This is a genomic window from Paenibacillus ottowii, from assembly GCF_006874425.1.
Classification (GTDB): Bacteria; Bacillota; Bacilli; order Paenibacillales; family Paenibacillaceae; genus Paenibacillus; species Paenibacillus ottowii.
Genome location: NZ_VIJZ01000006.1, coordinates 292329 through 306521, shown reverse-complemented (window position 1 = coordinate 306521; position 14193 = coordinate 292329). Strand labels below are relative to the sequence as shown.

Genomic DNA, 14193 nt, shown 5'->3' with positions numbered 1-14193 from the left:
GGTTTTTGTAAGGTTAATCGATCGACGCTCTGATTCGGATGGATTATGATCATAACATAGAAAAAGAAAGGAATGGACGATGGAGATTGTACGAATGGATCAAGTCACCAAAATATACTATGGTAAGGTTCCCCACCGAGCCCTCAACAATATCCATTTAACGATTCAACAAGGTGAGTTTGTTGGCATTATGGGTCCGTCTGGTAGTGGGAAGACAACATTATTAAATATGATTTCGACCATTGATATGCCGACTTCTGGCGAGGTTAGCATTAAAGGGGAAATTCCACATCTGCTCAAGAAGGATAAGCTGGCTTTATTTCGCCGCAAAGAACTGGGGCTTGTATTTCAAGACTATAATTTGCTGGAAACCCTCACTTTGGGAGAGAACATACTGTTTCCTCTGATGCTGAATAAAAAAGGGTTAAAGGAAATGGAGCACAAACTGGAAGAAGTAGCGAAAAAACTGGATATTACAGACGTTTTGGACAAACGGCCTTATGAGGTGTCGGGGGGACAAAAACAACGTGCAGCCATAGGCAGGGCTATGATTCATTCTCCTTCGCTCCTGCTTGCAGATGAACCAACCGGAAATCTCGATTCCAAGTCTTCGCGAGTTGTAATGGAAATGCTGAGCCTTATCCACCGTGTAGACTATTCTACAATTGTGCTGGTAACACACGGCGCCTTGGAAGCCAGCTATTGCGACCGGGTCATTTTTATTAAAGATGGTGAGTTATATAATGAAATCCGTCGTAGTCATAGTCAGCAAATATTTTTTCAGGAAATCATAGATATGCTCTCCTTTTTGGGGGGAAGTAGACATGCACATGAGCTTTCGTCTGTTAGCATGGAATAATCTCAAACGCAATGCGCGTGCTTACGTTCCTTATTATTTAAGTAGCTCCTTGATGATTACGATTTTTTTTGTATATGCGGTATTTATTTTTCACCCGGATGTCTCGAATGTAATCACAGCAGCTAACGTAAAAAAGGGATTACAGGTTGCGGATTTGTTGATTTTTGTATTTTCCTTTTTTTTCGTATTATACACAAACAATATCTTTGTTGCTGCACGTAAGAAAGAATTTGGTATACTCACCATTTTAGGCGCAAGTCATAGACAAATATATTTTTTAATAGCTTTTGAAAATCTAATTATAGGCTTTTTATCATTGGTTACTGGTATGATTGGGGGATTTGTTTCAGCAAAGTTTTTTCTGCTTTTGGGGTCCAAAATCACAGGAATATATTTAAGATTTTATTTTCCTTGGAAAGCACTGGTTTTTACAGGAATCGGTTTCATGTTTTTGTTTATATTGATCTCACTTGTGTCTGTGTTTTTCATCCGACGTTTTAAACTACAGCAGCTTTTTAGCAAGGCTCCTCAGCTTAACAAAGAGCCTAAAGCTTTATGGAGTCTGTCCATTCTTGCCATAGTATTAATCGGAGCGGCTGTATATTTAATGAAGCTTGATTTTTCACCTTACATTTATCTAGCACCGTATCGTTTAGGGACCCTTTCCTTTTATATATTGCACTATTCGGGTGGAGACACCTTTAAATATACAGTTGTAATGGGATCTCTTGGTGTTTACTTATTTTATACTCAATCATGTGTACTATTCATTCAATTGCTTAGAGCTAACAGGAACTGGTCTTGGAGCGGATCGCGTTTGTTATGGTTATCTGAGATCACATATAAAATGAGGAAGAACGCTGGGCTTTTCTCATTAATTACCTTGATCTCTATCGTTTTCTGTGTAGGAGCAGCTTCAAATTTTGACTCTATGCAGCAGCAAAAAAGATTTTTTAGGGATCAGTCTTATTCATTCGCATTTTTTTCTGATGCTGTAAGTTCCATAAATCTCGAGAATGAGATTGACCAAAGTCTTCATCATGCTGGGGTAGATTATTCGAAAAGTGAAGTACTGATATTTCCCTTTCGTGAACAGATGGTACCTGTAATGAAACAATCCAACTATGAAGCACTTGCTTCCAAGTTTAAGAAGCTAAAACAGGTACCTACGCTTCGGGAGGATCAAGGCTTTTTCCTTTTCGATCCAGACGGGATGTCTTTCGAAGAAAAGAAAACCTTTTTTGAAAAAAAGCTAACTTACAAGCAAGGGAAATCTCATATGACGAATCTTCAGATTATGGATACTCTGATGATAGATCATAACCTGAAGTTTGATGGAAATATCATCTCTGAACTAGGAAGGCTACTTGTTGTTTCTGATCGAACTTACGACTATTTAATTGAACATCGGTATTTCAATGATCCGTTGGCCTATAAATCTACTTATTATTTTGTGCCAAAATGGAAGAATGGCCAGCTTTCCTTAGAAACCTTTGAAACTCAACAGGAGGTATGGTTGTATTCCGTGTTGGCCAACAAGGTGAATAAAGGGGTGCTTAACTCTAGGGCCGTCGACTATTTAACATCAGAAATGGATCTGGTTATTAGTGAATTTATTGGCGGATTTATCGCCATTATTATGTTGGCTAGTACGGTAAGCCTGTTGTATTTCAGATTGTATGTAGATCTTCAGCGAGATGAAGAAATATACCGAGCTTTATCAAAAATCGGACTAAACTCAAGGGAAATGAGACAATCGGCTTCCAGACAAATTGCTTTCCTGTTTCTTCTGCCATTAATCGTATCAACTTTAGGGATAGTCCTTTGTATAGTGATGTCAGAACCATCTGGAGTATATGGAGTACCCGTTCATCTTACGCTGATTCAGATTATGCTGTGCTTCTGGGCCATCCAATTTCTTTCTTTTCTTATTGTACGTTCTCTGTATCTTCGTCAATTAGATTTAAAGATACTATAAGGAACGGTACGTTGTGTGTGAAAAGTTGCAGAAGGGCAGGACGGTGTTCCTCCTTTCTGGAATTTTGCACCGAATAGAAGGTAAGGTCTCAAGTGGGATACAGAAGAAAACATGCAATTCATATAACAACATATTAATAAACTAATTTGAGTCGTTACCATATTTTTAAAGTGGGGATATCTATGAAAAAACGTATGTTCATTTTATTGCTGCTCGCCTTGTCGGCTAGTTCTTTATCAGCGTCCTTTGTTCAAGCAGAGGAGGCGCAGCAGCAGATTAGCAAAGCGAGTGTGAAATTAACACTGAATCAAGCCCAGCAATGGGCACGATCCAATAGCTTTAACTTGAGGGAAGCCCAGCAAACGATAGATCGTAACCGAATTATGCTGAAAAATGCAGGCAAGAATCTGGATTTCATTCCGGCAGGTCAAGGCAACAGTGAAGAAGATGCGGCTAGTAGTTCAGCATGGAAGGGGTATGCCTCATCGACAGTTTCTTATTTGGAATCCAAAAAGCAAATCGAACTTGCCCAAGATCAGACAGACTACGCTGCCATTAAAAACTATTATGACGTACTTCTGGCTGATAACAAAGTCAAGAGTAGTGAGGATGCACTTTTGCTCGCGCAATTGGAAGAAAAAGCTGCTGAAGCGAAGGCCAACCGTGGAAAAATTTCTCCAGGTGATCGAGGTACGATTATTCAGACTCGTATAGAGGCTCAAAAAAATGTAGACATTGCAAAAGCTGCGCTGCAAAAAGCGCTAGACTCCCTTAATACACAAATGGGGCAGTCCCAAGGAACGTTATATGAACTGGTGGATCGGCCAGTTTACCGGAAGATGGATAACACGGATTTGGATACGCTGGTGACGCGTGCCATCTCGGCGAGTCCTTCAGTATGGAGACAGGAGGAGGCAGTCAAGCTGGCCAAAATGGAAATTAAATATTACACCTGGAATTCAGGAACTGATGATTATGAGATTAAGCAGATTGATGTAGATTCAGCAGAAGGCGGGCTGGAAAATACCAAGGATCAACTAGCAGAAACACTGAAGAGTATGTACTTTAACTTACAGCAAAATGAAGAACAATACGAGCAAATGCGAAGTAATCTACAGAACCTTAATAAAGTGTTGGATATTTCTCGCAAAAGAAAGGAACGTGGGTTTGCTACGGGCACGGAGGTCGCTACAAATCAGTTGAAAGTAAAGCAAATTGAACGGAATATGGATGAGCTCGTTGTTCAAATGACGCTACTGCAACATGCTTTAAACAAGCCGTGGAGTGTATAGGATTTGGAAAAAATACTATTTAAGGGGATATAACATTGTCGGAAACAGAAAAGAAAGATAAAGATTCATTACAAGTATTAAGAAAAAAAAGAAGAGTGAAAAGGAGCATAGGTATTCTGGTCTTGCTCATTATAGCGGGAATTGGCGGTACGCTCTACATGAAAAGGGATCAGGGAAAGCCTGTGGAGGCTCCGGCGAACCAGGTGGTACAGGTACAGAAAGCTAACATAACCGAGTCGCTTGCCGTGACTGGAACCGTTCAGGCGTCCAAGGAAGTAAATATTAATTTTACAAATGTCGAGGGTGCCAAACTCATCGCTGTCAATGTCAAAGCAGGGGATAGCGTTAAAGCAGGTCAGGTTCTAGCACGATTAGATGATTCGGACGCTAGGCTGCAAATTAAGGATGCCGAATCCAATGTCGCGATTGCAAGGGCCAAACTGGAAGAAGCCAAGCGCGGACCCAAGCCCAATGATATCGAGTTACAGAAAGCCAATGTCTTGAAGGCGCAGATGGCGATTAAAACAGCCAAGAACGCGATGGAATTAGAGGAAGCTGCTGCACAAAAGGAGGCAGCCAAGGTGACTTTGGATAAAGCCCAAAAGGATTATGATGACCAGGCTTATCTGGTTCAGAATGATGCGGCTGCAGAAAGTGACCTGGCGACAGCCAAGCAAAATCTGGACAAGGCAAAACTGGATATGAGCAATGCGGAGCTGCAATACAAGAAAGCACAGACCAAGCAAACTGAGGCGATCGAAGAGGCGGAAATGGGCTATAAAACAGCCTTAATACAATTAAAGGCTGCCCAGTCCCCGCCTGAAGTTTCCAACATCCAATCTGCACAAGCTTCTTTATTGCAGGCTGAAACGGCACTAGAGCAGAAGAAAAGTGTTTTGAGTAAATTGCAGGTTACGGCGCCGTGGGACGGAATCATTTTGAAGGTCAACGGCGATGTAGGCACTAGTCCTACTGCACCTTTTATTGTCATGAATAACTCCAACACAGGGGTTATGAAGGTTCTTGCCAAGGTTAACGAAAGTGATATTGCTAAATTGAAGACTGGACTTCAGGCGACAATGCACTCGAATTCATTCCCAGACAAACCATTTAAAGGCGAAGTACGCTTTGTTTCACCAGAACCGGTGACGGAATCCAATGTGACTACATACAAAATTGAATTGTCTTTGGATAGCCAAAACATAAGGCTGCAACCGGGGATGAATATGGATGTATCCCTACTATTAGCTGAACACAAAAATGCGCTGTCTGTACCATTGTATGCCTTGAGGTCTGAAGGCGGTGTGGATGGAGTATATGTGGCGAAGAACGCGGCGAATCCAGCGGATTATGAGTTTAGACCGGTGAAACTGGGTGTCTACACAGCCGATCAGGCCGAAATCAAATCCGGTGTCAAAGAAGGTGAAACCATTGTGATTCCTCCTCAGAACAGCAGTGCTGACCCGAATGGCAGTGGAGGGGGGCAGGCACAATGAGCGAAACGCAATCCAATAAAACCGTGATTGAAATTAAAGAATTGAAAAAAAGATATGAGGTAGGCGGGCAGGAGATTCAAGCTCTACGCAGTGTGAACTTATCTATTAACGAAGGTGAGTTTGTGGCTATCATGGGACCCTCTGGTTCAGGCAAGTCCACCATGATGAATGTCATTGGTTGTCTGGATCATCCGGATACAGGTAAATACTACCTGGATGGATATTCCATATTAGATGCTCGTGAAAATGAACTTTCGGAGATTAGAAATGAGAAGCTAGGTTTTGTATTTCAGAAATTTTATCTGCTGCCTCGTACTACAGCTTTAGCAAATGTGGAGCTGCCTATGATGTATGCAGGTGTTCCTGCCAAGGAGCGTCGGGAAAGAGCTATAGAGGCGCTTCGGATGGTGGGTCTTGCAGAACGGATGTATAACAAGCCTAATGAGCTCTCTGGCGGTCAGCAGCAGCGGGTTTCCATCGCCCGAGCCTTGGTGAATCATCCGGTCATTCTGCTGGCGGATGAGCCTACGGGCGCACTGGACACGAAAACAAGCATCGAGATTATGGAGCTGTTCCAAGGCTTGAATGAGCAAGGAAAAACCATTGTTCTGGTTACTCATGAACTGGAAATAGCGGAATATGCCAAACGATTGATCAGCTTTCGGGATGGTAACATTGAGCGAGATGAGCCGATTAAGAATAGACGAATTTCATCAAGGGTGGTAAGTCTATGAATTTGATGGAAACGATCCGTATATCGATGAATAGCTTAACTACCAACAAGATGCGCTCCTTTTTAACGTTACTCGGTATTATTATCGGAGTGGCAGCGGTGGTTGCCATTATGGCCATCGGGAATGGCTCAAAGGCCAGTATTAAGGAGGAAATCAATAAGTTAGGGAATAACGTGCTTACGGTTGCTCCCGTCATGCCAATGACTGAGGAAGAAATAAATCAGGATACCTTGCCCTCATTTACGTGGACAGATGTCGAGGCATTGGAGCAAAAGAGTTCGATTGCAGCAATGATGCCCCGCATTTCAAGCAGTTCAAAAGCTGCATGGGGGCGATATAACTATAATGCAACCATTGTAGGGACATCTGCTTCATTTTATAAGACTGAAAAGTTTTCCTTTACCGGGGGTAGAACATTTACCAACGATGAGATGGATAAACGTAGGAATGTTGCCATTCTGGAAAGCCAAGCGGTTGTACGTCTTTTTGGTGGAGATACCAAAGGCGTATTGGGACGAACGTTTCAAATTAAACAGATCCCTTTCAAAGTGATCGGAGTATTGAATCCTCAGCCTGTTTCGAAGTTTAGCTACAGTACAAATGATCAAATTTATATCCCGGCTACAACCATGATGAACCGTCTGGGGGAGAAAAACATTACTGGTCTGGAGGTATCCGCCAAGTCACCGGGCTTGATGAACCAGGCTCAATCAGACATATTGGAAAGCTTGCGTGTGACGCATCAGCTAAAACCTTCGGAACCGGATCAATTTCAAGTGATGAGCCTGTCCGAAGCAGCAGGTGCAGCATCCGGTGTAGATAATATTATGACCAGCTTGCTGGGAGGTGTAGCGGCGATCTCGCTCGTGGTTGGGGGAATTGGAATTATGAATATTATGATGGTATCGGTTATAGAGCGTACGAAAGAAATCGGCATTCGAAAAGCCATCGGTGCCAAGCCGAGAGATATTATGGTTCAATTCCTGTCCGAAGCTGTCATTTTTGGTCTACTGGGGGGAATGCTCGGGGTTGTTACAGGCATAGGCGCCTCCAAAATTATCGAAGCAACGACACACATGACTATTGAATTTACAATCTCGCCGATCCTATACTCGTTTCTTAGCTCTGCAGGCACAGGTATTCTATTTGGGGTATACCCGGCTTATAAAGCAGCAAGATTAAAACCAATAGATGCATTGAGATACGAATAATTGAATAGGCAGATGGTCGCAACATAAAACGTGAACTGCTTCTAGATTTTGGAGGAACAACGACAAACTAAATAACAAATCCAAAGGGAACGAATCTTCTCTACAAAATGTTCCGGGTGTGAAGATGCAGCATTTGTTGAAAAGTACTTAAACCAGCAAATGCAAGGGCAGCGACCTGAGGGGATCAACGGTAAAAAAGTAGTCTATTTATCTTTTGATGATGGTCCTTCGATTACCGTAACGCCTAAAATATTAGATATTCTTAAAGAAGAGAATGTGAAAGCAACGTTTTTTTTAGTAGGAAAAGCAGTAGAGGAAAATGAAGTGACTAAGAAAATAACAAAAAGATTGATTAGGGAAGGACATGCGATCGGAAATCATACCTACTCCCATGACTACGGTTATTTTAAAGCAAGTATTGGGGCAGGACTTTTCGACAAGGGTGATTCGATTTCCGGGCGGTCATATGACATGGCAGAGAAACGATCCCAATGGTATGGAAGTGCTGGACAAAGCTTTACGTGATAAGGATTATCATCAGATTGACTGGAACGTGTTACCTAAAGATGCAGAAGGTGCACCTAAAAATGCTGAACAATTAATTAGCGAATTCATGAGGAATATGGGGAATAGAGAAAAAGCAGTGGTGCTCATGCATGACACTTATGGGAAGGAAGAAACAGCCAAAGCCTTGCCTGAAATCATTAGCTATTTAAAAAAACAGGGATATGAATTTAAGACGATCAAGTAACGTACCAATTCCAATTAAAACAGAGGGGATTAGCAATAATATGGATATTAAAGAATTAGAGGATCTATATGTATCTTGCAAAAATCAGATCTCTTTGGCTATCTATTGAGGATATTGCATAACAAACAGGATGCCGAAGATTTGCTGCATGAGTGCTTTGTTCGGTTTATAAGAGCTTCGCCTGATTTGCCAGAAGACCGTATTCGATTTTATCTTATGAGAATTGCTAAGAATTTAGCTATAGATGTCATAAGAAAACGAAAAAAGATGGAGGACTATATTTTACGTAAGGAGCAGGTCTACGGTCACTGGGATACCTTCGATTTTGAAATTCAGGAGGAGGTTAACCGAATTCTTTTGCTGGCAAGTAACACGGAACAAAGAACGGTACTTAAATTGCGTGTAGTCCAAGGATACTCTATAAAGGAAACGGCTAGAATTTTAAATAAGAGTGAAAATGCAGTGAAGTCTTCACTTCACAGAGCTTCCCAACGTATTAAGTTGAGATATATCTCCTAGACATTAGTTGTATCCAATGCTTCTTCTCCTAACGATTGTAAAGGCAGAAACGGCGACTGTATATCCGTTCGCCGCTTCTGCCTTTTTTCTATTATAGGATCACGGGATTTGCTGTGGCTTCACTTGCTTGCTTTTCCAATTGTGCTTGCGCTTCGTGTTCCTTCTTCAGAGCCTGCTTGTCCAGCACTCTTCCAACTGCCCTCAATGAAGCCCAGAGCAAAGATAGGGGTGCCGAAAGGCGGGTAAGTCCATAATGTTCAAAGACCTCAGCTGTTTTGCCGGCAATCGCCGGTTCATCCGGTATGCCTAGCACTTTCATAGGAACGGGTTGATGTTGAACCACCACTTCTGCTACAGCAGCACCCAAGCCGCCAAATACACTATGCTCCTCCACGGTGACAATACCTCCCGTTTCCCGGGCTGCGGCGATGATCGCTTCCTCATCAAGTGGCTTGATGGTGTGTATATTGAGAACACGAGCTTTCACACCCATCTGCTGGAGCAACGCAGCTGCATCCAGAATGATACGGACCGTCTCACCTGTGCCAATCAGGGTAATGTCTGATCCTTCTTGTAAGGTGACAGCTTTTCCAATCTCAAATGGGTAATTATCGGACGGATAGACATCCCCAACCGCATTACGTCCGATTCGTACATAAGCGCCTCCTTCATGCTGAACCAGCGCTTCGGTCATTTTTTTGGTTTCATGACGATCGGCGGGGAGTAAGACCATCAAACCAGGAATCGCTCGGGCTACAGCAATATCCTGGACAGAGTGATGGGACATCCCCAGTGCGCCGTTTGCTCCCCGTCACCCATTAGACAGAATACACGGTAGGATCGTCCGTCACGCTTGGCAGCCAGTGCCATGCCGATGGAGATGGGGAGGCCATGGCCCAATGCGCCTGTATTCATCTCTATACCAGGAACTTTATTGTTTGGATGTCCAAACAGACGGGTACCAAATTGGCTATAGGTTTCCAGCTCCTCTTTAGGAAAGAAACCAAGGTCAGCGAGAATACACCATAAGGATTCGACGGAATGTCCTTTGCTGGCAATAAAGCGGTCGCGTTCCTCCCATTTTGGATTAGCGATATCAATATTCATGATTTCGTAGTATAGGGCGGTGAGTATATCCGTATTGCTCAATGAACCTCCTGTATACCCTGTTTTGGCACGATGAATAATAGTGAGCACAGGAAGTGCTTGCGCAGTTTGGGTTTGTTCTCAATAGACATGGAAACCGGAAAATTTCCGCAGTGGAAAAGAAGCTCTCCATTTTCGTTTTCAGGGTGACGTACCGTAATATCAGCAAAAAAAGTAGGGAACTCGTTCATCGCAGCCGCTTGTACCATAACCGAAGTAATTGCTCCGTGAATATCGGTTTCGCAGGTGACTGGAATTTGTCCATCTGTCAAAATGGCATTTGCCAGACAAGGCATAATTCCCATGGCTTCCTGGAGGGAGGACCAGCATTGGATGGCGATGGCTGTGCTTCCCGGTTCGATAGCGTAGGATTTCATGGCTACTTTAAGGGCTGCGATGCGTCTGATATCTTCTTCGGTGACTTCACTGTAATCCAGCTTCTCTTTGATATAATCTATCGCTTTTGAAAGCTCAGCACTGCTCCCGGATGCAATTTTCGTTGAACGGAGCTGAATATCTACTAGCGTAATTGGATGAATTTCAATACCGAATCGCTCCAGCAGTTCTCCTTCATTGCAGATCATGGTCCAAAAGGAAGCAGGACGAGGACCTATTTGGAGAATCCGTAAACTTTTGAACTGTCGTACTACATTGGCAGCCGAGATAAAGTTGTTAAAACCTCGTTCAAATACCGCATCAGCTACACGACTGTTTGTGATATAGGTAACAGGGACATTAAAGCGGCGAAGCACTTTTCCGCTGGCGAACAATCCACACTGGGTATCCCGCAATCTCATCCCGTCGGCTAGAGGAGCCTCATCACGTGGACCCCACAATAGAACCGGCTTGCCAATCGTCTTGCCCACGCGGGCAACCGTATCCTCGGTACCAAAATTGCAGTGGGGGAAGAAAACAGCGTCCACTTCCTCTTCCTTGAAACGTTTAATAATCAAATCAGCATTAATATGATCGTCATACAGCAAACCTTCTTCATTAAGTCCTTTGACGAATGGCAACTTTGTAGCGGAATGCATCCTCGGCACTGAAGGTGAAACGTCGAGTAGGCGCATAACCCAGTTTCAGCTTTTTCATGAATAACTCTCCTTGTACTAGAAGTAAATAAACTGAAACCACGATAAACAAAACTAAACTAAAGTAAATAAGTTATATGTTATTTTATTTCCGAGGCCATCGTATCACCTCTATAAACCGCTGTTAATTAGCTTGTTTATAAAAATTAGTTGTTTTAGTTTAGTTATTTAGCGAAAATAAACTAAAAATATGTATCTTGTTTAGAGTGAATAACGTATATATGATTCTCCTTTATGATCAGATATTCGCAATTATCATATCCATTGAATTTGACAGGTTCCTAAAACTTTGTTAGAGTTTCAATCAAATATGAATAACCTTTTCATGGGATGTTACCGATAGGGCATAACCTGAATCGGCTTGTTTGCACATACAAGTGTAATCAGGCTGGTTTGGGTTTTTTTATTATTCCCCCCCTTATTGGTTCCCCTTTTATTACACATTTGGAAGGAGAACTTTTATGTCCAGCTATGTTTTTCCTAAAGACTTTTTATGGGGCGGTGCTCTTGCTGCCAACCAGGCTGAGGGCGCTTATTTGGAAGACGGTAAAGGATTGAGTCTGGTGGATCTGCTGCCTACCGGAGAGAAGAGAAGAGGCATAATGAAAGGGAATGTTCCTTCGCTGACTCAACTTGAAAGCGAATTCTACCCTTCCCACGAAGCCATTGACTTCTATCACCGCTATCGCGAGGATATTGCACTATTTGCGGAAATGGGTTTCAAGGCACTGCGTGTTTCCATTGCCTGGGCTCGTATTTTTCCAACTGGAGAAGATGCTGTTCCCAATGAAGCAGGGCTGCAATTTTACGATGATTTATTTGACGAATTGCATAAACACGGCATTCAGCCGGTTGTGACTCTTGCTCATTTTGACGTACCAGTAGCCCTGATCGAGAAATATGGAAGCTGGCGCAGCCGGAAACTGGTAGGTTTGTTTGAAACCTATGCCAAAACTGTATTTACTCGTTACCAGGATAAAGTAAAATATTGGATGACATTTAATGAGATTAACATGCTGCTTCATTTGCCGTTTCTCGGTGCCGGGCTTGTATTTCAAGAAGGTGAAAACGTTAAACAAATTCAGTACCAGGCGGCGCATCATCAGCTTGTGGCAAGTGCGCTGGCGGTGAAAGCATGTCACGAGATCATTCCAGATGCGAAAATTGGCTGTATGCTTGCTGCTGGCAGCTTCTATCCGTATACATGTAATCCGGAAGATGTGTATCAGGGGATGGAAAAAGATCGCGAATCCTACTTCTTCATTGATGTACAGTCACGCGGCGAATATCCTGGTTATGCGAAGCGCTTCTTCAAGGATCACGGGTTAAACATCGAAATGGAATCGGGCGACGCAGCCATTTTGAAAAATCACACCGTGGATTACATCGGATTTAGCTATTATTCAAGCCGGACAACTAGCACAGATCCAGAAGTTGTTAAAAATATGACCAGCGGTAATGTATTCGGCTCCGTGGCTAACCCATATTTAGACAAGTCTGAATGGGGCTGGACGATCGATCCAAAAGGATTCCGCATCACAGCCAACCAATTACATGATCGCTACCAAAAGCCTCTTTTCGTAGTGGAAAATGGCTTTGGTGCCAATGACGTGGTTTCACCTGAAGGGGAAGTGAATGACGATTACCGAATCGACTATCTCAAGCGGCATATTGCCGAAATGGGTGAGGCTCTTCAGGACGGAGTCGAAATTATCGGTTACACCAGCTGGGGACCGATTGACATTGTCAGCGCTTCCTCCGGAGAGATGAAAAAACGCTATGGTTATATTTATGTTGATCGTGACAACGAAGGCAACGGTTCGTTGAAGCGTATTAAAAAGAAAAGCTTTCACTGGTACAAAAACGTAATTCATTCCGACGGCGAAAATCTCGGCGAATTATCATAAGACAAGAAAATAGGATCGGATGTCCCGAATCCATAGGGATTTCCGATCTTCGTTTCTTGGTTGAAAGCGTTGACAATCGTTCCTTTTCGGGCTATACTTGACGCAATTCCATCATTTTTTAGGATTGTTACTGCATAGCAGGCAAAACCTAAGCCACGAATAAGCGAGTTTTACACTCTAGTTTATTTGGCGTGCTTCGGTTTTTTTGTTTGCAATAAACAAGATGGAGCAATGAGTGGCTCTTGCTGGCATAGGGAACGGGGGATCGAGATGAATATAGCAAAGGTCATCAACAACAATGTAATTAGTGTCTACCAGACGGACGGTACAGAACTTGTGGTCATGGGCCGGGGGATTGCTTTTAAGAAAAAACCTGGAGACAAAGTAGATGAAACCAGAATTCAGAAGGTATTTGCGCTGAAAAACAAGCAGACATCCGATAATTTCAAAATGCTGCTGCGCGAGGTACCGCTGGATTTGATCGTGATCGTGGAGGAAGTCATTAATGACGCCAAGCATAATCTGAATAGAAAGCTGAACGAAAATATTTATGTATCTCTGACCGATCATATCAATTTTGCTATCGAAAGGTACCGGGAAGGTCTAGAAATTAAAAACGCATTATTGTGGGAAATCAAGCAGCTATACAAGGAAGAATTCGCGATTGGTCTGAGAACGCTGGAACAAATCAAGCAAAAGCTCGATATTGAACTGCCTGTGGATGAAGCAGCTTATATTGCCCTTCATATCGTGAATGCTGAAATGAATGAGGAAGTCATTACGACCATGAATATTACGAAGTTCATCCAGCAAATTATCAATATCGCCAAGTACCATTTTAAGGTGGATTTTGACGAGGATTCTTTGAGTTATTTCCGCTTTATTACGCATCTGAAATTTTTCGCCCAGCGCGTATTTAAGGGAAATCACTATGAAAATAACTATGACCATTTGTATGACATGATAAAGGAAAAGCACAAGGAAGCAGCCGCTTGTACCGAAAAAATCGGAACCTTTGTAAAAAAAGAATACGGTCACGAATTGACGAACGAAGAAAAGCTGTATTTAACCGTGCATATTGAACGAGTGGTGAATAGATAAGTTGAACTTTTCAGCAAAAAACTAAAAATATACATTCAAATGTTTTTGTTGACAAATATGGTAGATTAAATATATTATGTGAGTAACAGGAATTTAATAAGTTTTAAC

General features: G+C 42.5%; 9 protein-coding genes and 5 pseudogenes. 10 read left to right on the top strand and 4 right to left on the bottom strand.

Annotated elements, in window-relative coordinates:
* Window positions 1-79: 79 nt before the first annotated feature.
* The 8 genes and pseudogenes from FKV70_RS16270 (at window position 80) to FKV70_RS16235 (ending at window position 8840) form a co-directional block, all read left to right on the top strand.
* Window positions 80-859, top strand: a complete 780-nt coding sequence (locus FKV70_RS16270; RefSeq protein WP_142613494.1) for an ABC transporter ATP-binding protein — start codon at window positions 80-82, stop codon at window positions 857-859.
* Window positions 825-2837: an ABC transporter permease gene (locus FKV70_RS16265; protein ID WP_142613493.1), complete on the top strand. Its 2013-nt coding sequence runs from the start codon at window positions 825-827 to the stop codon at window positions 2835-2837. Before FKV70_RS16270 ends, FKV70_RS16265 begins: the two co-directional genes overlap by 35 nt.
* A gap of 182 nt (window positions 2838-3019) precedes the next feature.
* Window positions 3020-4129 (top strand): TolC family protein, encoded by a 1110-nt coding sequence (locus tag FKV70_RS16260; protein ID WP_142613492.1) that lies wholly within the window; start codon window positions 3020-3022, stop codon window positions 4127-4129.
* A 35-nt stretch (window positions 4130-4164) separates the two neighbouring features.
* Window positions 4165-5625, top strand: coding sequence for an efflux RND transporter periplasmic adaptor subunit (locus FKV70_RS16255; protein ID WP_142613491.1), 1461 nt, complete (start codon window positions 4165-4167; stop codon window positions 5623-5625).
* The gene (locus tag FKV70_RS16250; RefSeq protein ID WP_142613490.1) at window positions 5622-6359 is read left to right on the top strand and encodes an ABC transporter ATP-binding protein; all 738 of its coding nucleotides are present in this window, start codon (window positions 5622-5624) and stop codon (window positions 6357-6359) included. Before FKV70_RS16255 ends, FKV70_RS16250 begins: the two co-directional genes overlap by 4 nt.
* Window positions 6356-7570 (top strand): ABC transporter permease, encoded by a 1215-nt coding sequence (locus tag FKV70_RS16245; protein ID WP_142613489.1) that lies wholly within the window; start codon window positions 6356-6358, stop codon window positions 7568-7570. Before FKV70_RS16250 ends, FKV70_RS16245 begins: the two co-directional genes overlap by 4 nt.
* A 111-nt stretch (window positions 7571-7681) precedes the next feature.
* A pseudogene (locus FKV70_RS27115) lies at window positions 7682-8321 on the top strand (polysaccharide deacetylase family protein); the annotation flags it as partial.
* A 75-nt stretch (window positions 8322-8396) separates the two neighbouring features.
* A complete protein-coding gene (locus FKV70_RS16235; protein ID WP_244310761.1) occupies window positions 8397-8840 on the top strand; it encodes an RNA polymerase sigma factor in 444 nt (147 codons plus the stop codon).
* A gap of 91 nt (window positions 8841-8931) precedes the next feature.
* Here the strand turns inward: FKV70_RS16235 and FKV70_RS27025 are convergent.
* From FKV70_RS27025 to FKV70_RS16215, 4 pseudogenes are all read right to left on the bottom strand, one after another.
* A pseudogene (locus tag FKV70_RS27025) lies at window positions 8932-9085 on the bottom strand (PTS sugar transporter subunit IIC); the annotation flags it as partial.
* Window positions 9082-9639: pseudogene (locus FKV70_RS16225) on the bottom strand (transketolase family protein); the annotation flags it as partial. The pseudogenes FKV70_RS16225 and FKV70_RS27025, both read right to left, overlap by 4 nt.
* Before the next feature lie 2 nt (window positions 9640-9641).
* A pseudogene (locus FKV70_RS16220) lies at window positions 9642-10037 on the bottom strand (transketolase); the annotation flags it as partial.
* Window positions 10037-11078, bottom strand: a pseudogene (locus FKV70_RS16215) (L-fucose/L-arabinose isomerase family protein); the annotation flags it as partial. The pseudogenes FKV70_RS16220 and FKV70_RS16215, both read right to left, overlap by 1 nt.
* Window positions 11079-11538: 460 nt before the next feature.
* On the opposite strand from FKV70_RS16215, the gene FKV70_RS16210 reads away from it, so the two are divergent.
* A complete protein-coding gene (locus tag FKV70_RS16210) occupies window positions 11539-12984 on the top strand; it encodes a 6-phospho-beta-glucosidase (protein WP_142613488.1) in 1446 nt (481 codons plus the stop codon).
* A gap of 270 nt (window positions 12985-13254) precedes the next feature.
* Complete coding sequence (gene licT, locus FKV70_RS16205) at window positions 13255-14085, top strand: BglG family transcription antiterminator LicT (RefSeq protein WP_142613487.1); 831 nt, start codon at window positions 13255-13257, stop codon at window positions 14083-14085.
* Window positions 14086-14193: the final 108 nt, after the last annotated feature.

Bases quoted from the DNA above. Each gene is read 5' to 3' on its own strand.
- FKV70_RS16270 (WP_142613494.1), top strand. From the start codon at position 80: ATGGAGATTGTACGAATGGATCAAGTCACCAAAATATACTATGGTAAG.
- FKV70_RS16265 (WP_142613493.1), top strand. From the start codon at position 825: ATGCACATGAGCTTTCGTCTGTTAGCATGGAATAATCTCAAACGCAAT.
- FKV70_RS16260 (WP_142613492.1), top strand. From the start codon at position 3,020: ATGAAAAAACGTATGTTCATTTTATTGCTGCTCGCCTTGTCGGCTAGT.
- FKV70_RS16250 (WP_142613490.1), top strand. From the start codon at position 5,622: ATGAGCGAAACGCAATCCAATAAAACCGTGATTGAAATTAAAGAATTG.
- FKV70_RS16245 (WP_142613489.1), top strand. From the start codon at position 6,356: ATGAATTTGATGGAAACGATCCGTATATCGATGAATAGCTTAACTACC.
- FKV70_RS16210 (WP_142613488.1), top strand. From the start codon at position 11,539: ATGTCCAGCTATGTTTTTCCTAAAGACTTTTTATGGGGCGGTGCTCTT.
- licT (WP_142613487.1), top strand. From the start codon at position 13,255: ATGAATATAGCAAAGGTCATCAACAACAATGTAATTAGTGTCTACCAG.